Origin of the sequence: Marinomonas sp. S3726, assembly GCF_000967665.1 — a bacterium.
GTDB lineage: Bacteria > Pseudomonadota > Gammaproteobacteria > Pseudomonadales > Marinomonadaceae > Marinomonas.
In genome coordinates this window covers 83,337-104,672 of sequence record NZ_JXYC01000011.1, presented here as the reverse complement: position 1 = coordinate 104,672, position 21,336 = coordinate 83,337, and the positions used below count along the sequence as shown (strand labels likewise).

The following is a 21,336-nucleotide window of genomic DNA, read 5'->3' as shown; positions in this document are numbered from 1 at the left end:
GAATTATTTAGCTTATTACTTACTTGCCATCTTGGCTTTAAGTTGTGCTAACTCATCATTAATTTCATCATTTTCTTTTAAAGCATCAATCTCAGATTTAAGATTCGTTTTTGCATTCGCTCCAATATCCATAGACTCTAGCTCACCTTCTAAGGTATCCATACGACGCTCAAAACGTTCGAATTTATCAAAAGCATCATCTAGATTAGAACGCTGATTCTGTCTTCTCACTTTCAAGCGATTCTCAACACTGGTTTGGCGCATTAGCATGGCTTTTTGTTTCGCTTTGGCATCATCTAGTTTAGTTTGAAGTTGGGAAATTTCGTCGTTCAAACTGGCTAAGTGTTCATCTAATTCACTTAACTCTTGCTCAATTACATCCACTTCTTTTGCTGTGGCCTGTTTTTCAGATAAAGCAGCACGTGCCAAATCTTCACGACCCTTATCAATTGCCAACATAGCTTTATCTGTCCATTCAGCAATTTCTTCTTTAATTCTAGCAAGACGGCGAGCTGCCGTTTTACGATCAGCAATGACTCTAGCTGAACTGGATCTCACTTCAACTAGGGTTTCTTCCATTTCTTGAATGATCATACGAATCATTTTTTGTGGATCTTCAGCCTTATCCAGCAAAGAGGTGATATTGCTGTTAATAATGTCTGTCATTCTTGAAAATATGCCCATTGTATTACTCCTTTTGAAATTAACTTTTAACATTAAGTTTTTTTGAATTTGTTATAGCTATATCAGGATACGTGCCAAGTTTTAAAAAACATTAAAAATCAATAAGATAAGATTTATTTTATATTTCGCTGTGAAAAAACAAAATTAAAACGGTCAATAAAACCATTTAAAATGGCTTTAAAAACCTCCAATAAAGGCTATATTAACCACTCGATCACATTAATTTTATGAAAAGCTACATATGACCTCGAGCCCACAAAGAGCAATTGGCAGTTCAGCTGCACTTGCCCAAGCATTAGAGCAAGCGTCTGCGCTTGCCAACATTAATCGCCCAGTACTTGTCCTAGGTGAAAGAGGAACAGGTAAAGAACTAATCGCTGAGAGACTGCACTATCTATCGCCCCGTTGGGATCAGGCATTTGTTTCCCTTAACTGCGCCACTATTAGTGAAGACTTGATGGAAAGCGAGTTATTCGGCCATGAACCTGGCGCTTTTACTGGCGCCCAAAAAATACATCATGGCCGCTTTGAACGCGCCGATGGGGGCTCTCTCTTTTTAGATGAACTAGGCGCCATGTCCACTAGACTGCAAGAGAAGCTGTTAAGAGTCATAGAGTACGGAGAATTTGAGCGCCTTGGTGGCCACAAAACCTTAAAGGTAGATGTACGTTTGATTGCCGCAACCAATGCTGATTTAAAAAACATGGCTGCAAAAGGTGAATTTAGAGCTGATTTACTTGATAGGCTTGCCTTTGATGTTATTCCTACCCCACCTCTTAGAGAACGCAAAGAAGATATAGAAGAACTGGCTGATTACTTTGCTATGCGAATGAGCATAGAGCTGGGTTGGGAGAGCTTTGCAGGCTTTAGTGATAAAGCCATGGAGGCATTAAAACAACATGCTTGGCCAGGCAATATTCGTGAGCTCAAAAACTGTATTGAGCGCTCTGTTTTTAGACAAGGGGAAACTAACGAGCCGCTTGAAAACATCATCATAGACCCTTTCCCTCATAGCGCTAATACCGAAGAAAAAGTGGCAGAAAAAACAGACAAACAACCAGCCATAGACACTCAACATACCGAGCTAGTTAAAACATCAAACCAGCAAATTGATTTTAAACAAAGACTAAATCAATTAGAAAAAGCGCTACTTATTCAAGCATTAGAGCAAAACCAACAAAGTCAGAAACAAGCCGCGAAAGCTCTAAGCCTAAGTTATGACCAAATCCGCGGCTTGATGAAGAAGCATTTGAAATAAAGAAAACCTATTAAAATTAGATCTTCGACTAAAAATACTTCCCAGTAACGACTTTCGCTGGCTCTCTTTGCATTATGGTTTGACCCTCCTTCACAGAGAGTAACACTTCGCCTTGTTTACGAAGTACGCTGTAGTCATCTTCGCCATCCAACAAAATAAAGCTTGCAGGCTTACCTACTTCAATGCCGTAAACATCTTCTATACAGAGGGTTTTAGCACTGTTATCCGTTATGAGACTCAAGGCGGTGCTGAAGTCTTGATAACCCATCATTTGACAAATATGTAAGGCAAAATCCAAGGTGCGAAGCAGCTTGCCATTCCCAAGGGAATACCAAGGATCAAAAATAGAGTCTTCACCAAGGCATACGTTGATACCTGCGGCATTAAGTTCTTTAACTCGCGTCACGCCACGGCGTTTAGGGTAGGTATCAAACCGACCTTGCAGGTGAATACTTTCTGTTGGACAAGAAACAAAGTTAATGCCTGAATTTTTCAATAAACGAAAGAGTTTAGAGCAATAGGCATTATCATATGAATGCATGGCTGTGGTGTGACTTGCAGTTACTCTGTGCCCCATCTTATTAAACAAGGCTTCACAGGCAAGCAGTTCTAAAAAGCGAGAATTAGCATCGTCGGTTTCATCACAATGCACATCGATTAACCTGTCGTATTTCTGGGCTAATTCAATGATTTTTTTGACCGAGGCCTCACCTAATTCACGAGTATATTCAAAATGTGGGATACCACCGACTACATCAGCGCCAATTTCTAGCGCTTCTATCATGAGATCTAAACCACCTTCATAAGAGAGCAATCCATCTTGTGGAAAAGCCACCACCTGAATATTGATTTTATCTTTTAATTCATCACGAATTGCACAAAGTGTTTTCACACCAATCAAGCTTGGATCTGTGGTATCTGCATGGGTTCTTACATGTTGCACGCCATTTTCAACAAGTAGCTCTAGGGTTTGATAAACTCGGTTGCGAATATCTTCTTCATTGAGCATGGGCTTGCGCTCACCCCAACGCTCTATTCCCTCAAACAAGGTACCTGAGTTATTCCAATTTGGTTCACCAGCTGTTAATGCTGCATCAAGATGAATATGAGGCTCTACAAAAGGCGCGCAGGCAAGCTTACCTTTTGCATCAAATACGCCGTCATGCTGAGGCAAGTCAAGGTAGTCATGTTGCACATCAATTGAGGTAAATTTTCCATTTATTATTTTAATTCTGTGAAGTTCTTTTTTACCACGTAAACGGGCGTTAATCAGTTCCTTCATATTTTCCCTCATGACTTCTTTGTATTAATTTAACAACTAGTTTGTACGCTTCGCCAGCCATTTAGTAATGATAGGTAGAGCAGATGTAGGTACTTGGATTGCACCAGCAAGCGGCAAAAACATAGGCCCTAACAATGACCCTGCGATGGTGTGAGTTAGCAGCACATTACGGTTTCCCGCTGTCACAGCTGCCATAAATGCCTGCTCTTTCCCCAGTTTTTTATACAAAAAGAATGCGGCGATAAAAAACAAGGTCACCAAAAAGGTTGAAATACCAATAAGCTGATACGCCAATATAGGGTCTTGATCCCATTGCAGTCTGAAATTACTAATCAAACCAAATGGGAAGGCAAACACAACCAAAATGGTATAAGGAGAGATTTTTACCAATGCGCGCCCTAACTTATCCTCTGGTACATATTTATGTATAACAAAAGAGAGCAACATAGGGCCAAAGATAAAAATAACCAAGCGCATAATATAGGCTTGCATATCCAAACTTACTTCACCGGATTGCAGCAAAAACAAAGAAACATAAATAGCAACTGGCAATAAAATGGTAGAGGCAATCGTCATGGCCATGGAGGTCATTACATCAAAACCTAAAGCACGGATAATAGCTGGGGTAGCAAACAATGAGCCTGTCGCAGCAACGGCAACAATAGCCAAAGTCAGCGCCTCATCAGCCCCGATCAACTTAGCAAATACAAAGCTAAGCAACATCAAAACAAAGGAGTGAAAACAAGCATACCACCAGACATAAAGTTGTTTCAGCTTAATCACTAACTCGTTTTGCTTCATACCAATTAAGGTTAGTGTCATTAAAACAAAGAGGCAGTAAGGCAATATAGGAAAAACTTTTAAGGAATATTCAGGTAGTAAAAAGCCAAGAATGGCCGCCGCAAAAATAAATACCAAAGAATGGCGTATTAAAAAAGAAAACATACAATCTGTTGCCGAAGAGGAAAGTTAAATGTTGAAGGTTTATAGCTTTACGGCATTTTAGCATCAAGCTTTGCTAAATAATCATGATGAGTGAACCTATTGTTTTTACAATCCAGATTCATCAAGAAATAAAGGTGTTCATTACAAAATAGAGTGGAGTTTATTTTTCTCTGGCAATTCTGCTTCTTCTTCTGGCCAGTCTAATCTAGCCTTATCAAAAGCTTCACGTAATCGCATCAAGTCCAAATCATTCATTTGATCTATTAGGTTAAACGACTCTTCAAGACGCTCATCCCAAGCTTTAGACTCAGACGATTCAAGCTTGTTTTTCTCATCTCTCTGAGCGGTTAATTCTTTAGGAAAACGTAGCACATTGCTCTTCATAAATTCTCTCTATTGAACTTCACTATAGATATCTATCGTTACTCTATGGATAATCTGTAACAAACGCAATATATCTTGCCCTTTATGTTACAGGATTCCCAATGAAGTTTTTAATTTCTCCCGCAAAAACATTAGATTTAGACAGCAAGTTACCAACTAATGAGTCAAGCCAACCTATTGCTCTAACTCAAGCACAGGCGCTGATTGACACCATTAAACCTTATACGCCAGCTGATGTTGCCTCTTTAATGAAGCTGAGCGATAAACTTGCAACTCTGAATGTAAACCGTTATCACGAGTGGGATAAAAACCACACAGAAGCAAACAGTCGCCCTGCGCTATTCACTTTTAAAGGTGATGTGTATACCGGCCTTGACGCTCATTCTCTTAGTCCAGAAGACATAGCATATGCACAAGGCCACCTTCGCATGCTTAGCGGCCTGTACGGCCTATTAAAACCATTAGACTTGATGCAAGCTTACCGCCTTGAAATGGGTACACGCTTAGGTAATGACAAAGGCGCTAACCTTTATCAGTTCTGGGGGGATGATATTGCCAATATGATTATTAGCGAACTCGCTGATGATGAGCTTTTAGTAAACTTAGCCTCTAACGAATACTTTAAAGCGGTAAATACAAAAGTTATTTCACAGCGTGTCGTATCGCCTATTTTCTTGGATGAGAAAAACGGTAAATTTAAGGTGATTAGCTTTTACGCGAAAAAAGCCCGTGGTTTGATGGCCCGTTACTTGATTCAAGAGCAATGTGAAACATACGAAGACATGCTCAACTTTAATCTGGCAGGCTACCGTTATGATCCTGACCAGTCTAAAGCTGACGAGCCCGTTTTTATTCGCCCTGAGAGCATGCAACCGGCAAAGTAGAAGCTTGATTATGCCTTAGTAGATAAATAATTCTGCCGATACGAAAAAGCTAGGTTTTAATACCTAGCTTTCTTTTTTGAAAGGCTAAAAATACCTTATCTACGTTTAGCGCCCTGAATATTGGCCTAAAGTCACTCTGTCGTTATCACCATAATCTTTGCGTGTTTCTATCTTATGATAGCCATTTTTCTCTAGTATCTTTCTCGCACCTTCACCTTGATCATAGCCATGCTCAAAAGCTAACCAACCATTTATAGCTAAATGCGCTTTCGCATCTCGGGCAATAATTTCAATATCTGAATACCCTTTGAGATCAGCAATCAAAGCGGTTTTCGGCTCAAACCTAACATCCCCCTCATCAAGATGGTGATCTTCAGGATCAATATAGGGAGGATTAGATACAATCAGAGTAAAACCAGTATTAGCTACATTATCAAACCAGCTACTTTGCTGAATATCCACATTGAGATTTAGCTTTTGGTTATTCTGCTTAGCAAGCTCAACAGCCTCTGGAATAAGGTCAACTGCACTCACATTTGCATCAGGCCTTTCACTGGCTAACGCTAACGCCACCGCACCTGTGCCTGTACCTAAGTCCAAAATACTCGGGGATTTAACATCAGCAATTAGCTCAAGGCCAATTTCTACCAAACATTCAGTGTCTGATCTGGGAATTAAAGTAAATTCTGATACAGCCAACTCAAAGGTCCAAAAAGCTTGATAACCTAATATATAAGCGATCGGCCTACCTTTAAGGCGCTGCGCTAACAAAGCATCAAACCTTACCCTATCTTCTTCTGATACCTGCTTTTCTGGCCAAGTATAAAAATAGGACGTATTCACACCCAACACTTCAGCTAGTAATAACTGAACATCTAACTCAGGTGTCTCAGTGAGCTTATTAGAACTAGAAAGGGTCGCTAATTGCGCGACCCCTTGCTGGATAACTTGATCAATCCTCATGTTATTTCATCATGCCAATTGCCATTTATCGATTCTCTTCACTCAATGCAGCAAGCTGACCAGCTTGATGCTCATTGATAAGAGGCTGAACCAGATTATCTAGATCACCTGTGATGATCTCGTCTAGTTTATAAAGCGTTAGGTTGATTCTGTGGTCAGTGACACGACCTTGAGGATAGTTATAAGTACGAATACGCTCAGACCTATCACCACTACCAACCAAAGATTTACGTGTTTCAGACTGCTCAGCAGCATGCTTTTCTTCTTCAGCGGCCTGCAAGCGAGAAGCAAGTAAGGCCATCGCTTTGGCACGGTTCTTATGCTGAGAACGCTCATCCTGACACTCAACCACGACACCTGTAGGAATGTGCGTTAAACGTATTGCAGAGTCAGTTTTGTTGACGTGCTGACCACCGGCACCAGATGCTCTGAAAGTATCAACGCGTAAATCCGCTTTGTTGATTTCAATAGCATCCTGCTCATCCATTTCTGGCATGATAGCCACAGTACAAGCCGAAGTATGAATACGGCCCTGAGATTCTGTCGCAGGCACTCGCTGAACCCTATGAACACCAGATTCAAACTTAAGCAAAGAGTAAGCCCCTTCACCCACAATACGTGCGATTACTTCTTTATAGCCCCCATGCTCACCTTCGTTACAGCTGATCATCTCAACTTTCCAACGTTGAGTTTCAGCATAACGAGAATACATACGGAATAAGTCACCAGCGAAAATAGACGCTTCGTCACCACCCGTTCCGGCGCGAACTTCCACAAAAACGTTGCGACCATCATTTGGGTCTTTCGGCAAAAGCAGTTTTTGTAAATCTAGCAACAGCTCTTCTTTCTTAAGCTGGCATGCTTTCATTTCTTCCACACCCATTTCTTTAATATCCGGGTCGGAATCTGTCATCATCAATTGTGCTTCTTCAAGGTTTTCATCATTCTCTTGAAACTCTTCAAAGCATTTTACAACAGGCTCAAGCTCTGCGTATTCTTTTGAATAAGCACGAAACAAGTCTTGGTTCATGATGATTTCAGCATCGCTTAATAAAGCCGCTAGCTCTTCATAACGATCTGCTAAATTTTCTAATTTTAATTTAATCGATTCTTTCATGGTTAAGGTCTTTTTATTAAATTCTTTAAAGTGAGCACTTACGCTAGATTGTTACACGAAATAAGCTGGCTAATTTTTATCGTCTTTCAATTCTGTCATGCCCAACACCTTAAGTGCGACTTCTAGGCTTGCTTGATCATCATCAGCACCCGCTTCACGCAAGAACTGAGTAGGTGTATGAATGAGTTTATTCATTAGATTGTGCGCCATTTTCTGTAAAACTTGCTCTGGCTCTTGACCAGCACTTAAGTTTTTTAGTGCTCTTTCATACTCAAAAGACTTAATGTCTTCTGCTTTTTTACGGTAAGAGACAATAACATTAGATACCTTACGAGAATCTAGGTTACGCCTAAACTCAACGACTCCCGCATCAATAATGGCTTCTGCTGCGGTAGCGGCATCTTGTCTTGATTTAACGTTTTGCTCGATAACTGAATGCAAGTCATCAACTGTATAGAGGTAAACGTCATTAATATCTTCGACTTCTGGTTCGATATCTCTAGGAACCGCAATATCAACTAATAAAATAGGTTTGTGGCGACGCTTTGATACTGCTTTCTCAACCATACCTTTACCAATAATGGGTAATTGGCTTGCGGTTGAAGAAATCACTAAATCTGCTTGAGATAGATATTCGCCTATATCAGCCAACAATATGGCTTCTGCCCCCATTTCAGAGGCAAGAATCTGAGCTCTTTCTAAGGTTCTGTTAGCGACGATTATACGCTTTACACCACTTTCTTTTAGATGACGAGCAACTAGCTCTATTGTTTGGCCAGCACCAATCAAAAGCGCCGTACTGCGTTTTACATCAGCAAAGATACGCTGAGCCAAACTAACAGCGGCAAAAGCAATAGAAACTGGGTTTTCACCAATTGCAGTATCTGTGCGTACCTTTTTCGCAATAGAAAAAGTACGTTGAAATAAAGCCTGTAATGATTGGCCTATATATTTGCCTTCTTGAGACACAGCATAAGCTGATTTAACTTGTCCTAATATTTGAGGTTCGCCCAAGACAAGAGAGTCCAGCCCTGACGCCACACGCATAATATGCCTTACACTCTCATCATCTTGATGGGCGTAACAATATTGCTCTAATTCAGCTGCAGGAATTTGATGATATTCACCTAACCATTGAATAATTTGCTTGATACTCGCGCCTTCTGGCACGGCACAATAAAGCTCAGTTCTATTGCAGGTAGAAACAATAACGGCCTCGTCAGCTCGATCACGGGTGATCAAGGAAGACAAAGCGTCGAACATCTTCTCCGGCGCAAACGCAACTTTTTCTCGTATCGCAACGGGTGCTGTTTTGTGGTTGATACCAACCGTAATTAGCGGCATTAAGGGAACTCTTCACAGGTAATGAGATCTTAGCATCTAAGCTAAATAAGGCTTTTTAAACCAGGCCTCAAAAATTAAGGCCTCGCATTATACGTGTAAACATCACATTTTCGCACCCCATGTGATCAATAAAAACAAGAAAGCTTGTCGTAATGTGATGGATACACTACTGACATTACTATTACTAAGGGATAGTATAAGGAAATAACTTGAACAATTGTTTTAATCTATTTCTGTTAAACCTTAGGTTTTTAGCGCCTTTTAAGATCAAATCAATATTAAACAGGGTTTTATAACTCATGACATCGCCTATTTTTAAAAAAGGATTTGCTGTCTTAACAAGATTAAGCCCTAGCTTTAACAAGTTAAGACAAAAGACTTTCTTAGCATGCATAAAACCCAAACAAGCTTTATTAGCTGCCACTTCATTTAGCCTAATTGCCTGCTCTTCTGCTTCAATACCACTCAATACAGCAAGTTCTAGCAAACAATTAAACATTATTGATGAAGCGCCTATCGCAACAACAAAAATCGAAAGCAAACAAAACCCTATGCTTAAACAGATGCTCGTCGCTGAGTTTAGTTTACATAGGGGAAACTTGAATGCCGCTTACAAAACTTATTTAGCATTAGCACAAGAAGAGCAAAACTTAACAGCCATTAGTCGTGCGACTGATATTGCTGTCGCTATGAACAATTTATTTCTCATTGAGCAGGCAAGTACACTCTGGCTAACTTTAGAAAATAATAAAGCGAGACCTTATAAGCTGAATTACGCGATTCAAATTAATTATCTAAAAAGTGAAGCCGGGCGAGATGTCTTACAAAAAGCACTAGAGAATCAAGTTGATATAAGCTTTATTCACGAAGAAATTAATAAGAATGCAAGAAAGCCTGAGCAAATTGATAGCATCAAAGAGAGCCTAAAACAATTGAAGCTTGACCATCCAGCGAATGTTGAGCTGGATGTCGCTATTGCTAGAATTGATTTTTTACAAGGGGATTTTGATTCTGCTTTAGCCAATAGCAAACGTTTAAAAAAGGCATTAGGTGATGATAAGTTTGGCATTGAAAGCTATCTCATTTTAGCCTTTAGCCAAAACCAAAATGACCAACTTAAAGATGCGATTGAAAGCTTAGAGCAAGCCTCTCTATACCATAAAGACAAGCTAAGAATTCTGACGCCTTTACTAAACTTCTTACTTCAAGATGATCAAATAGAGCTATCCAAGCAATACTATCGAGAGCATTCGTTGGCAGAGCAAGAATCTATTCAACTATCACTAAACTATATTGGCCAACTTCTTGAATACCAACATAGTGGGCTGGCTCTCTCACTATTAAAAGAACTTGATTACCCGTCAACAGGCCTAGCTGATCAATTCTATTATCTAGAGGCAAATGCACTTTCTCAATTAGATAAAAAAGAAGATGGTATCGCACTTTTATTAAAAACCACTGGTCCACTTAAATTAAACGCAACTGAACAAGCCGCATCTTGGCTTTATGAGCTAAAACAAGAAAGCCGTATCAACCCCATGGTCATGTCGCGCATTAATGAGCAGCAGAATTTAGACATGGTACTAAGCATATGCTTTCTACATGAAGATGAAGGGCGTCTTGATCTTGCCGATCAGCTGTTAACCTCAGCATTAGACATTTATAAAAATGCTAATTCACTGCGTTATAAAAGAGCCTTACTTGCTGACCAAAGAGGTTTTTGGCTAGAAACCGAAAAAGAGCTCTCTTATTTAATATCTCTCGAACCTGAAAATCCCCAGTATCTCAATGCGCTAGGCTACACACTTTTGCAATATACAAAACGCCTAGATGAAGCCATGCAATTGATTGAAAAAGCGTACCAAATTAATGCGGATGACCCCGCTATTATTGATAGCCTTGGTTGGGGACACTTTTTATTAGGTAATAATGAGCAAGCTATTTTCTACCTAAAGAAAGCTTGGGATTTATTAAAAGACCCAGAAATTGGCGCTCACTTCGGTGAAGCTTTATGGCAAAAAAATCCAGAACAAGCCAACCTTATTTGGCGTCAAGCATTGGATAACGAACAAAATCACGACACTTTAATGGACACAATCAAGCGTCTAAATCCAGACTTTGAATTCCCAGATAACGAGTTACAACAAACATCTCCCTATACGGACATAGCACAGGATCAAACACCATGATAAGAGCGTTTTTTCTCTTATGTATTACCCTTTTAATTAGCGCCTGCTCCACTAACTCTAAAGTCGTCGTACCAGCACCAGACAGTGTAGATGCCATTACACAATGGCAAACAAGCGGTCGAGTTGGCATTAGAACCAACGAAGATGCCATTTCAGGAAACTTTAATTGGCAGCATAGCCCAACTGGATTTAACTTAGTTATCAGTGGGCCTTTTGGACAAGGCACTACCAAAATTTATCAAGATGAAAGTCAGTTAGTTACCCTTGAGTACAAAGATACCAAAGCAACAGGGCCTGATTCACAAGCACTATTAGAACAACACTTTGGTTGGCAGTTTCCTGTAAAACAAATTGCCTACTGGGCAAGAGGCCTTGCAGAACCAAACTCCGCTGCAGCCTTTAGCTATAACGTTGATACACAACTACTTGAGGAAATATCTCAAGATGGATGGCTAGTGAAATATAAAGAGTTCACTAAAGTTGAAGGCTTAGACCTACCGAGAAAATTACAAGCCATTAAGGCGCCTTTTAGAGTAAACCTCATCATTAATGATTGGTCGATTCAATAGTCGACCAATCAAACCAACATATCCTAAGATTTTTATCACAATGAACACACGAACTATCACACTTCCTTCACCCGCTAAATTAAACCTCTTTTTGCATATCACTGGCCGCAGAGAAAATGGCTACCATGAACTTGAAACGATTTTTCAATTTATCGATGTCTGTGATGAGCTTACCTTTGATCTGGATGAAAAGGATGAGATTCAGCTCCTAAACGAGATTCCTGGCGTTTTAAAAGAGCAAAACCTCATTTATAAAGCGGCAAAATTGTTACTCCCTTATAGAAACGAAAGCATCTTAGATGGCATTAAAATAAGCATTAAAAAGCAACTTCCAATGGGGGGTGGAATTGGTGGAGGCAGCTCCAATGCAGCAACAACTTTATTAGCACTAAACCAACTTTGGCAATGCCAGTTAGGGCTAGAAAAACTGGCTGAACTAGGGCTTGAATTAGGCGCTGATGTTCCCATTTTTGTCTATGGTAAAAGTGCCTTCGCACAAGGGATAGGTGAAGAGTTTACGCCAGTTGAACCAAACACACCTTATTACCTGCTATTGAAACCCGATTGCGAAGTGGAAACTGTTCAAATTTTTACCGATAAATATTTGACAAGAGACACCCCTCCCATCAAAATACCGCACGCCTTGAAGCTGGGTGGACATAACGATTGTCTTGAGGTTGTAAGAAAGCATAATCCTGAAGTAAATGAAGCGTATCTTTGGCTTAAAAATCAAGGAGATGCAAAACTTACAGGTACAGGGTCATGTCTTTTTGCGGCGTTCGATAGTCGAGACGATGTTTTGAGAGTTTTAGCACAAGTGCCTGACAAATGGCTAGCATGGCAATGTCAGGGTCATAATGTGTCTCCAACACATCAAGTTCTTGACCAGTGGATTGAGCATAATTGGGGTATCGCCAAGCGGTAAGGCAACAGGTTTTGATCCTGTCATGCGTTGGTTCGAATCCAGCTACCCCAGCCAAACTCTATTCACCATGAAAATACAAAGGGTATTCACAGTGTCCAAGTTAATGGTTTTTACCGGTAATGCCAATCCTGAACTCGCTCGCAGGGTTGTGCGCCGACTAGGTCTTCCTATTGGCAATGCAACAGTAGGAAAATTCAGTGACGGAGAGATTACGGTTGAGATCAATGAAAACGTTCGCGGTAAAGACGTTTTTATTATTCAATCTACCTGCGCACCTAGTAACGATAACTTGATGGAACTCATCGTTATGGCTGACGCTTTGCGTCGTGCTTCTGCCTCACGCGTAACGGCTGTTATCCCTTACTTTGGCTATGCAAGACAAGATCGTCGCGTACGTTCTGCTCGCGTACCAATTACAGCAAAAGTTGTTGCTGATATGATTTCAGCAGTAGGTATTAATCGCGTATTAACAGTTGATCTGCACGCAGATCAGATTCAGGGCTTCTTCGACATCCCTGTTGATAACGTTTATGCCACACCACTATTACTTGACGATCTACAACGCCAAGGCCATGACAACATTACTGTTGTTTCTCCTGATGTTGGCGGTGTTGTTCGTGCACGTGCTTTCGCTAAACTGCTTGATGATGCGGACCTTGCTATCATCGACAAACGTCGTCCTCGTGCGAACGAAGCACAAATCATGCACTTGATTGGTGATGTTGCAGGTAAAACATGTGTCCTAATTGACGACATGTGCGATACTGGCGGCACTTTATGTGCAGCCGCAAAAGCACTGAAAGATCACGGCGCAGAAAGAGTGTTAGCTTATGCTACACACCCTATTCTTTCTGGCAAAGCGATCGACAATATTACTAACTCTGTACTTGATGAGTTAGTTGTTTCAGACACGATTCCGCTAAGTAAAGCGGCTCAAGAGTGTCCACAAATTCGCCAGTTGTCTATGTCAGACATCATGGCAGAAGCTGTTCGTCGCGTATGCAACGAAGAGTCTATTAGCGCCATGTTTGGGGCCTAATTAAAAAATAAAACCAAATAATACGTTCGGATTTGGTCGCACTTCTGGACATTTAACTTTTAAAATTTAGGAAATAATCAAATGACATTATCTATTAATGCCGTAGCACGTTCTGAAGAAGGTAAAGGTGCGAGCCGCCGCCTTCGTCTAGCAAACAAAGTACCAGCTGTAATCTACGGTGGCGATACTGCACCTCAGTCTATTACTTTCGCTGAGAACGAGCTGAAAAAAATCACTGAAAACCAAGACTTCTTCACAACTGTTGTTGAAGTAGTTACTGATGGTAAAGCTGAAAAAGTTATCGTTAAAGCACTACAACGTCACCCTGCTAGCCCAGCGGTTATGCACGTTGACTTCCTACGTGTTGACGAAGCTCGCGTAATCACAACTCGCATCCCTCTAAACTTCGTTGGCGCTGCAACATCTGAAGGTGTTAAGAGCCAAGGTGGTCGTCTGAGTGTTGAAGCTAAACTAGCTGAAGTTCGTTGCCTACCTGGTAACCTACCTGCTTCTCTAGAAGTTGACTGTGCTAACGCTCAACTAGGTGACATTTTCCACCTATCTGATGCTCAACTACCTGAAGGCGTAGAGCTAGTTGCTCTTCTTAAAGGTAACGATCACAACCAACCTATTGGTCGTATCGGTAAAGCTAAGAAATAAGATCTGATTGAAAAGGCGGTATTGTGGCAAGTTTCAAGTTATTAGTTGGTTTAGGTAATCCTGGAACCGAATATGAGAACACTCGCCATAATGCCGGCGCTCAACTGATCGAAGCACTGGCTCGCCAGAGTCAGTGCTCTCTTAAAAACGAAAGAAAGTTCTTTGGCCAATTTGGCAAAGTTTATATAGGTGGGCAGGAATGCTATCTACTTATTCCCTCCACCTATATGAATTTAAGCGGTAAAGCAGTTCAAGCTGTTTGCCAGTTTTATAAAATCCTTCCTCAAGAAGTACTCGTCATTCATGACGAACTAGATATCCCTCCTGGTACAGTTAAAATCAAACGCGGTGGCGGTCATGGCGGCCATAATGGTCTAAAAGACATTATTTCCAAACTGGCAAATAACCGTGAATTTGGCCGTTTACGACTTGGCATAGGCCATCCAGGACATGCTAGTAAAGTTGCAGGTTATGTATTAACCAAAGCACCTCAGGACGAGTATCAACAAATTGAAGCAACAATTGATGAATCACTTCGTCATATTGATAGCATAATTACAGGGGATCTAAATCCTGTAATGAACCAACTACACAGCTTTAAAGCTTAATTACTAGGCTTAGCGTTAACACTATTTAAGATAACAATTCAGGACTTATTATGGGCTTTAATTGCGGCATCGTTGGCCTACCCAACGTCGGTAAATCAACTCTATTCAACGCACTAACCAAAGCAGGTATTGGCGCGGAGAATTTCCCTTTTTGCACGATTGAACCAAACGCAGGTGTTGTTCCTATGCCTGACCCACGCCTAGATGCTTTAGCAAAAATCGTTAACCCAGAACGCGTTTTAGCGACAACAATGGAATTTGTTGATATTGCTGGTTTAGTAGAAGGTGCATCTAAAGGTGAAGGTTTAGGTAATAAGTTCCTAGCCAACATTCGCGAAACTGATGCGATTGCCCATGTTGTTCGCTGCTTTGAAGATGAAAATGTGATTCACGTGTCTAACCATGTTAATCCAAAAGCTGATATTGAAGTTATCAACCTAGAACTTATTTTTGCTGACCTTGAGTCTATCGATAAGCAAATCTTACGTACGGCTAAAAATGCAAAAAGTGGCAACAAAGACGCCATTGCCCACAAAGCCTTTTTAGAAAGCATTAAAGCTCACCTTGAAGACGGCTTGCCTGTTCGTTCTATGGATTTAACCGACGATCAAAAAAAAGAAGTGAAATTACTTCACCTTTTAACAACCAAACCAACCATGTATATCGCAAACGTGGCTGAAGATGGCTTTGAAAATAACCCATACCTTGACCAAGTCATTGAAATTGCCAAATCAGAGAATGCAGTTGTTGTTCCTATCTGCAACCAGTTGGAAGCAGAAATTTCTGAACTTGATGCAGAAGAGATGCAAGAGTTTCTAGATGAAATGGGCATGACAGAGCCAGGCCTTGATCGCGTTATCAGAGCGGGTTATGAATTACTTGGCCTACAAACTTATTTCACGGCTGGCGTTAAAGAAGTACGTGCTTGGACTGTTAAGCAAGGTGCGACTGGCCCACAAGCTGCTGGCGTTATCCACACTGATTTCGAGAAAGGTTTCATTCGTGCTGAAGTTGTTGCCTATGATGCCTTCATTGAATATCAAGGTGAAAGTGGTGCAAAAGAAGCCGGTAAGTGGCGTCTAGAAGGTAAAGATTACATCGTAAAGGACGGTGATGTGATGCATTTCCGTTTTAATGTATAAAAAAATTAAATTGTTTAGATATTTTCAGAAAAAAGCTTGACCCGATAAGGGCTTATATGAATAATATCGCACCCAGAGACAGGGGATCGAACAAAAGATAATTTGTTTCTGGTTTGCAATTGGGGTATCGCCAAGCGGTAAGGCAACAGGTTTTGATCCTGTCATGCGTTGGTTCGAATCCAGCTACCCCAGCCATTGCAAGCAAAGTTAGGAAAGTAATTATGGCTATGTAGCTCAGTTGGTTAGAGCACATCACTCATAATGATGGGGTCACTAGTTCGAATCTAGTCATAGCCACCATTAATTACTTAGAGATTGGGGTATCGCCAAGCGGTAAGGCAACAGGTTTTGATCCTGTCATGCGTTGGTTCGAATCCAGCTACCCCAGCCATTTCTACCTAACATAGTAAAGGCTATGTAGCTCAGTTGGTTAGAGCACATCACTCATAATGATGGGGTCACTAGTTCGAATCTAGTCATAGCCACCACTAAACAGTTTTTGATTGGGGTATCGCCAAGCGGTAAGGCAACAGGTTTTGATCCTGTCATGCGTTGGTTCGAATCCAGCTACCCCAGCCATAACACTCTTCTTCTGATTTCATTTCCTTACACTAAACTCTTATCCTGCTTAATCTTTTCTGATACTAAATTGTATTCTTACTTTATTTAACTTTAGTTCTTACGTCATATCATCTTATAATTAGCCAAAGTTCACACTCTTACAATTCGTAACTTATATCCAACAAAAGGGAAGATATATTATGAGACCTGCACTTATTCTTGGCTCACTATTAGTGGCTGCAAATGCAAATGCTGACTTTCTTGGTTTAACTGCAGAAGTGGGTAGTTTTTCTCCCGATGCAGACACAACAGCTGCAACTACTGGCACATCTGTATCAAGCAACAATATGGATGCAGATTCAGGCACTTATTACGGTATTGCCTTTGAGCACCCAATCCCACTTATTCCAAATGTACGTATTCAAGGTACAGAGCTAGAAGCTGATGGCACTAGTGGTGGTAACGCAACTATTGTTGATATGTCTCACACTGATTATACAGCTTACTATGAGCTACTAGACGGTCTATTATGGCTAAGCCTTGATGCTGGTGTGAGTTTCCGTCAATACGACGGTAGCGTTTCTATCTCTGGTTCTGAAACTGATCTAGATGAAACGGTTCCTATGTTTTACGCCGCTCCTGCTTTCTCTATTCCAGGCACAGGTCTATCAGTTGTCGGCGAATTCAAAGTTGGCTCTTTCGACGATAAAGATGTCACAGATACAACACTTAAAGTTAAATGGGAATCACCATTCCTAGTAGGTATCGAAGCAGGTTACCGCACACATGATATCGATTTTGAAAATGTTTCAGGTCGTGATGTTGTGAGTGAGAACTCTGGTGTTTTCCTAGGTGTTAACATCGACATCTAATAAATAAACACAAAGCAAAGTTATTCTAAAAAGCCCAGTATTTACTGGGCTTTTTTTATTTCTGAGTAAAGCTAACACAGCCCCAACCCTCAAGAGACGCCAAGTATCACCGATAAACTTATATAGACGCGATTTAAAATGAAAATACTGATGCTTTAAATGAAGCCCTAAAGCATCACCCCACATAAGGAAGAAAACGATGAAACACACACTGATTCTTGGCACACTCCTTATTGCCGCTAACGCAAATGCAGATGTTTTAGGCTTAACTGCTGAAGTAGGCTCATACTCACCTGACGCGGATTTATGGGCCGCTGATACAAATACAACAGGTACCAGTGACATGGATGCGGATAGTGGCATTTATTACGGTATTGCCCTAGAGCACCCTATTCCTGTCATTCCTAATTTACGTATCCAAGGTACAGAGATAACCGCTGACGGTACTGCTACAGCCACTTACAATGGCTCCTCTTATAGCAATGCAGCAGCCTCTATCGATTTATCACACACAGACTTCACCTTGTACTATGAGCTATTAGATGGCCTATTTTGGCTCAATCTAGATTTAGGTATTACCCTAAGACAATATGATGGTTATGTAGAAATTTCGAATGATAGAACAGACTTATCAGAGACATTACCCATGCTATACGCCTCTCCATTTATCGATATTCCAGGAACAGGACTATCAATTGGTGGCGAAATAAAATACCTGTCTTACGATGATTCAAGCATTACTGATACCAGCATTAAAGTTAAGTGGGAGTCTCCTTTCTTAGTCGGAATCGAGGCGGGTTATCGTCAACATGAAATAGATTTAGTCGATGTATCAGATCTAGATGTATACAGCGACAACTCGGGGGTCTTTATTGGTATTAACATAGATATTTAATTGCACTAGCTTAGTATACGATCTAGCGTTTTAAATATTTTCAATAGATACAAAAAAGCCCAGTTAAAAACTGGGCTTTTTTGTATCTCATACTGCGTACTTATTAGCTATTCAAGAATTCTGCACGTGTCTTATCACTTTGCTTAAACAAACCACCTAATGCTGTTGTTTGTGTTGATGAGCTTGCATCCATCACTCCACGCGCTTTGACACAATAGTGAGTAGCGTCAATGGTCACAGCCACATTATCCGTCTCTAACAATACCTGCAAAGTCACTAAGATTTGCTGAGTTAACCTTTCTTGTACCTGAGGTCTTTGAGCAAAAAATCTTACAATACGATTAATTTTAGACAAACCAATAATTTTCTTTTTCGGCAAATAAGCAACTTTTGCCAACCCATCGATTGTGACAAAGTGGTGCTCACAAGTACTGGTAAAGCTAATATCTTTCACCTTTACCATTTCATCTACTTTCATTTTATTATCAATGACAGTAATTTTTGGAAAGGCGTGATAATTAAGGCCAGAGAAAATCTCTTTTACGTACATTTTAGCAATACGGTGAGGCGTTTCAGCCAGACTATCATCTGTAAGATCAAGACCAAGGGTTGTTACTATATCCACGAATGAAGCTTGAATACGTTGGTATTTTTCTTCTGTGCTCAAACCGTTATCTATCATAGGCGTTTCTAGCCCATGCTTAATCAAAGCGTCACGAACACGAATAGCCTCAGAACTTAAAGGTAATTCATTAATAACAGGCTGAGTGGCTAATACTGTTGTCATACTTGTGTCCTAATGTGCTGTCGCATCAAGGGTGTCATAAATTTCCGCTATTCTACACCAATTTTTATGCAAGTTAATACCATCAAAACGACAGGAAGAGAACAAGCCGAATAACTGAAACAAACACAAATTATTCGCCTCAAATTAAGCTAACCAATAAATACAACAAACTCAGTACTTTAATCACCTCATTAGATTAGAGCCAATAAACAGTAAGCCCGTCTAAGACATTAATCAAAAAGGTAAATCATAGCCAGTTTGTTAGCATAACCCCTATCCCTATACTGCGAACATGATCGTCATATTCTGCTAACGATTGTCCGTAACCATCGAAGTACTGGATATAACCTCGTGTTTTACCCCACATAGGAAATGTGAAACCAAGTTGAATAGCACCTTTATTTTCCGACCTTAAGTTATTTCTTAACATAAGATCTATACTATAGTCGTCCAACACATATACTGCATTTAACTCACCATATCCTAAGTACTTTTCTATATTAGGATTATCGTCATCTTCACTTCCCTCTGGTATTCGGTACCAGGGCTTCAAAGAAATAACAGCGTTCTCACTTTCAAAGAAAAACTCCGCAAAAATACGGTTCCAAGAACGCGATAAAGGCTCGGTCCTACCATTGGATTGATGGTTAAAACCGACAGAAATATATTTTGCTTTTAAACTTGAAGTAATCTGCCTTTCAAAATCAAATAGCACAAAACTCTCTGGCTCATAATTTGTTTCTCTAAATGGAGAGGATATCTTTGTGTTATAGGATTGCCATAAAGCTTGCTGAGTATAGGCTCCCCATAAACTTGCCTTAGTGCCGAATAAATTATGAGCTAAGGGAAATTTAACACTCAGCTGAAACTTAAATTCAATATCCTCAAGTTCTCCACTAAAGGCAGAAGCATCACTGGCATCTGTATCATCTTGAAATTTAACAGGTAAGAAGTAATTTGGTTTATGAGGGGTAATAACAAAAGGGTTTTGTAAGGAAGCAGATTCTTTTTCCACCCTTTGCTCAATAAGACCATCCGCCTCATCTGCCCTTTGAGAAATAGAAGCAGGCTGCTCAGGTTCAATCAAGATTGGCGTTTCTTCAATAACTGATTCTTCTTCAACATCAAGGTCTGGTGAGTCAGCAAACACAGTAAAGCAAGACAAGCCTAAAAGGCATATGAAAAGTTTCAACACAATATAGAATCCAGCATGACTAAAAAGCACTCACGCATAAATGCGAGTGCCTACAAAATTTAATTAGGGAAGTTAAAGCTAATAACCCTTACCCATATCAACACCATCAGGAATAATACCTTGCTGGCGATATTTATCGATATTCTTTGCTACGATTTTACTCGCAGAAACAGGGTTAGTTTGAGCAGAAATATGAGGCAAAACAGTAACTTTCTCATGCTGCCAATACTCACTATCACAGGTTAGTGGCTCTTGCTCAAATACATCTAAAACAGCATGATCAAGCTTCCCAGCATCAAGCGCTGCAAACAAGTCGGTCGAATTAACAATACCACCTCTGGCAAAGTTGATAAGCTGAGCACCATCCGGTAAATGAGCGATAAACTCGCGATTTATCAAACCACTAGTCATATCAGTTAAAGGCAACAAACAGATTAAAATGTGAGTATTGGTCAACATGGTTTGCAAACCTTCTTCACCATGATAACAATCCACCCCTTCCAAGGTTTTTGGCGAGTAACTCCAGCCTGATACCTTAAAGCCTTGGGCACTTAAAACCTTTGCAGCCTCTTGGCCTAAAGCTCCTAGGCCTAGGATAGAAATATGACGATCTTTTGGCTCTGTGTACTCTATCTGATGCCATATTTTTTGAGACTGCTGCTTGGCATATTTAGGCATATCGCGATGAAGATACAAGGTCCAAGCCAATGCCGCCTCAGCCATTGTCTGGCTCAGCATAGGCTCAATCAAGCGAACCAAGGTTAACTTCATTTTCTCTACTGCTTTCACTAAGGATTCAACACCAGCCCATAGACTATGAACCCAAACCAGATTTGGCAGGCTTTCTAGATGTTCAAGAAGTGGATTAGCAATGATAGCAATGTCACAAGCCAGCCTTTGCTCATTATTCATCTGACTAAATATCACGATCTCTTCTGCAGGCATTTGTTCTTTAAATAATGCCAACCAAGCTTGGTTTTCAGCATCACTGAGTTGAGTAACCAGTGCAATCATACAAGTAGAATCTCGTTAA

General features: G+C 40.5%; 21 protein-coding genes and 6 tRNA genes. 17 read left to right on the top strand and 10 right to left on the bottom strand.

Features of this window, described 5'->3' with window-relative positions:
* Positions 1-15: 15 nt before the first annotated feature.
* A complete protein-coding gene (pspA, locus tag TW85_RS09880) occupies positions 16-684 on the bottom strand; it encodes a phage shock protein PspA (protein ID WP_046016951.1) in 669 nt (222 codons plus the stop codon).
* 241 nt (positions 685-925) lie between these two features.
* On the opposite strand from pspA, the gene pspF reads away from it, so the two are divergent.
* Positions 926-1,942 carry a phage shock protein operon transcriptional activator gene (gene pspF / locus TW85_RS09875; protein ID WP_046016950.1) on the top strand — a complete coding sequence of 339 codons (1,017 nt, stop codon included), beginning with the start codon at positions 926-928 and terminating at the stop codon, positions 1,940-1,942.
* 28 nt (positions 1,943-1,970) lie between these two features.
* On the opposite strand, the gene codA is transcribed toward pspF, so the two are convergent.
* From codA to TW85_RS09860, 3 genes are all read right to left on the bottom strand, one after another.
* Positions 1,971-3,224: a cytosine deaminase gene (gene codA / locus TW85_RS09870; RefSeq protein WP_046016949.1), complete on the bottom strand. Its 1,254-nt coding sequence runs from the start codon at positions 3,222-3,224 to the stop codon at positions 1,971-1,973.
* A gap of 36 nt (positions 3,225-3,260) precedes the next feature.
* Positions 3,261-4,169, bottom strand: coding sequence for a membrane protein (locus TW85_RS09865; protein ID WP_046016948.1), 909 nt, complete (start codon positions 4,167-4,169; stop codon positions 3,261-3,263).
* Positions 4,170-4,310: 141 nt separating this feature from the next.
* On the bottom strand, positions 4,311-4,553 hold the full coding sequence (locus tag TW85_RS09860; RefSeq protein WP_046016947.1) for a hypothetical protein: 243 nt from the start codon (positions 4,551-4,553) through the stop codon (positions 4,311-4,313).
* Between the two features lie 101 nt (positions 4,554-4,654).
* Between TW85_RS09860 and yaaA the strand changes: the two genes are divergently transcribed.
* On the top strand, positions 4,655-5,437 hold the full coding sequence (yaaA, locus tag TW85_RS09855; RefSeq protein WP_046016946.1) for a peroxide stress protein YaaA: 783 nt from the start codon (positions 4,655-4,657) through the stop codon (positions 5,435-5,437).
* Between the two features lie 105 nt (positions 5,438-5,542).
* Here yaaA and prmC read toward each other — a convergent pair whose 3' ends face one another.
* The 3 genes from prmC to hemA form a co-directional block, all read right to left on the bottom strand.
* A complete protein-coding gene (prmC, locus tag TW85_RS09850; protein ID WP_046016945.1) occupies positions 5,543-6,400 on the bottom strand; it encodes a peptide chain release factor N(5)-glutamine methyltransferase in 858 nt (285 codons plus the stop codon).
* Positions 6,401-6,425: 25 nt separating this feature from the next.
* On the bottom strand, positions 6,426-7,517 hold the full coding sequence (gene prfA, locus TW85_RS09845) for a peptide chain release factor 1 (RefSeq protein WP_046016944.1): 1,092 nt from the start codon (positions 7,515-7,517) through the stop codon (positions 6,426-6,428).
* Between the two features lie 69 nt (positions 7,518-7,586).
* Complete coding sequence (gene hemA, locus TW85_RS09840) at positions 7,587-8,861, bottom strand: glutamyl-tRNA reductase (RefSeq protein ID WP_046016943.1); 1,275 nt, start codon at positions 8,859-8,861, stop codon at positions 7,587-7,589.
* Positions 8,862-9,160: 299 nt separating this feature from the next.
* Between hemA and TW85_RS25435 the strand changes: the two genes are divergently transcribed.
* The 15 genes from TW85_RS25435 to TW85_RS09755 all read left to right on the top strand — a co-directional run bounded on the left by TW85_RS25435 (position 9,161) and on the right by TW85_RS09755 (position 18,321).
* Complete coding sequence (locus TW85_RS25435; protein WP_157196922.1) at positions 9,161-11,050, top strand: hypothetical protein; 1,890 nt, start codon at positions 9,161-9,163, stop codon at positions 11,048-11,050.
* Positions 11,047-11,619, top strand: a complete 573-nt coding sequence (lolB, locus tag TW85_RS09825; protein WP_046016941.1) for a lipoprotein insertase outer membrane protein LolB — start codon at positions 11,047-11,049, stop codon at positions 11,617-11,619. The genes TW85_RS25435 and lolB overlap by 4 nt, the downstream gene beginning before the upstream one ends.
* A gap of 40 nt (positions 11,620-11,659) precedes the next feature.
* Positions 11,660-12,544 (top strand): 4-(cytidine 5'-diphospho)-2-C-methyl-D-erythritol kinase, encoded by an 885-nt coding sequence (gene ispE / locus TW85_RS09820; protein WP_046017086.1) that lies wholly within the window; start codon positions 11,660-11,662, stop codon positions 12,542-12,544.
* A tRNA-Gln gene (locus TW85_RS09815) sits at positions 12,524-12,598 on the top strand. Before ispE ends, TW85_RS09815 begins: the two co-directional genes overlap by 21 nt.
* 37 nt (positions 12,599-12,635) lie before the next feature.
* Entirely contained in the window at positions 12,636-13,583 is a 948-nt protein-coding gene (locus TW85_RS09810; protein WP_046017085.1) for a ribose-phosphate diphosphokinase, read from the top strand.
* Between the two features lie 81 nt (positions 13,584-13,664).
* Positions 13,665-14,243: a 50S ribosomal protein L25/general stress protein Ctc gene (locus tag TW85_RS09805; RefSeq protein ID WP_046016940.1), complete on the top strand. Its 579-nt coding sequence runs from the start codon at positions 13,665-13,667 to the stop codon at positions 14,241-14,243.
* Positions 14,244-14,266: 23 nt separating this feature from the next.
* On the top strand, positions 14,267-14,851 hold the full coding sequence (gene pth / locus TW85_RS09800; RefSeq protein WP_046016939.1) for an aminoacyl-tRNA hydrolase: 585 nt from the start codon (positions 14,267-14,269) through the stop codon (positions 14,849-14,851).
* Between the two features lie 50 nt (positions 14,852-14,901).
* Positions 14,902-15,993 carry a redox-regulated ATPase YchF gene (gene ychF / locus TW85_RS09795; RefSeq protein ID WP_046016938.1) on the top strand — a complete coding sequence of 364 codons (1,092 nt, stop codon included), beginning with the start codon at positions 14,902-14,904 and terminating at the stop codon, positions 15,991-15,993.
* 120 nt (positions 15,994-16,113) lie between these two features.
* A tRNA-Gln gene (locus TW85_RS09790) sits at positions 16,114-16,188 on the top strand.
* Positions 16,189-16,216: 28 nt separating this feature from the next.
* Positions 16,217-16,293, top strand: a tRNA-Met gene (locus tag TW85_RS09785).
* Positions 16,294-16,309: 16 nt separating this feature from the next.
* Positions 16,310-16,384 (top strand) — tRNA-Gln (locus tag TW85_RS09780).
* 20 nt (positions 16,385-16,404) lie between these two features.
* Positions 16,405-16,481 (top strand) — tRNA-Met (locus TW85_RS09775).
* 16 nt (positions 16,482-16,497) lie between these two features.
* A tRNA-Gln gene (locus TW85_RS09770) sits at positions 16,498-16,572 on the top strand.
* Between the two features lie 182 nt (positions 16,573-16,754).
* Positions 16,755-17,426: a TIGR04219 family outer membrane beta-barrel protein gene (locus tag TW85_RS09765; protein WP_046016937.1), complete on the top strand. Its 672-nt coding sequence runs from the start codon at positions 16,755-16,757 to the stop codon at positions 17,424-17,426.
* Positions 17,427-17,625: 199 nt separating this feature from the next.
* A complete protein-coding gene (locus TW85_RS09755; RefSeq protein WP_046016935.1) occupies positions 17,626-18,321 on the top strand; it encodes a TIGR04219 family outer membrane beta-barrel protein in 696 nt (231 codons plus the stop codon).
* A 103-nt stretch (positions 18,322-18,424) separates the two neighbouring features.
* On the opposite strand, the gene folE is transcribed toward TW85_RS09755, so the two are convergent.
* From folE to TW85_RS09740, 3 genes are all read right to left on the bottom strand, one after another.
* On the bottom strand, positions 18,425-19,108 hold the full coding sequence (gene folE / locus TW85_RS09750; protein WP_046016934.1) for a GTP cyclohydrolase I FolE: 684 nt from the start codon (positions 19,106-19,108) through the stop codon (positions 18,425-18,427).
* 247 nt (positions 19,109-19,355) lie between these two features.
* Complete coding sequence (locus tag TW85_RS09745) at positions 19,356-20,303, bottom strand: phospholipase A (protein WP_197477759.1); 948 nt, start codon at positions 20,301-20,303, stop codon at positions 19,356-19,358.
* A 78-nt stretch (positions 20,304-20,381) separates the two neighbouring features.
* Positions 20,382-21,317 (bottom strand): glyoxylate/hydroxypyruvate reductase A, encoded by a 936-nt coding sequence (locus tag TW85_RS09740; RefSeq protein ID WP_046016933.1) that lies wholly within the window; start codon positions 21,315-21,317, stop codon positions 20,382-20,384.
* Positions 21,318-21,336 lie beyond the last annotated feature (19 nt).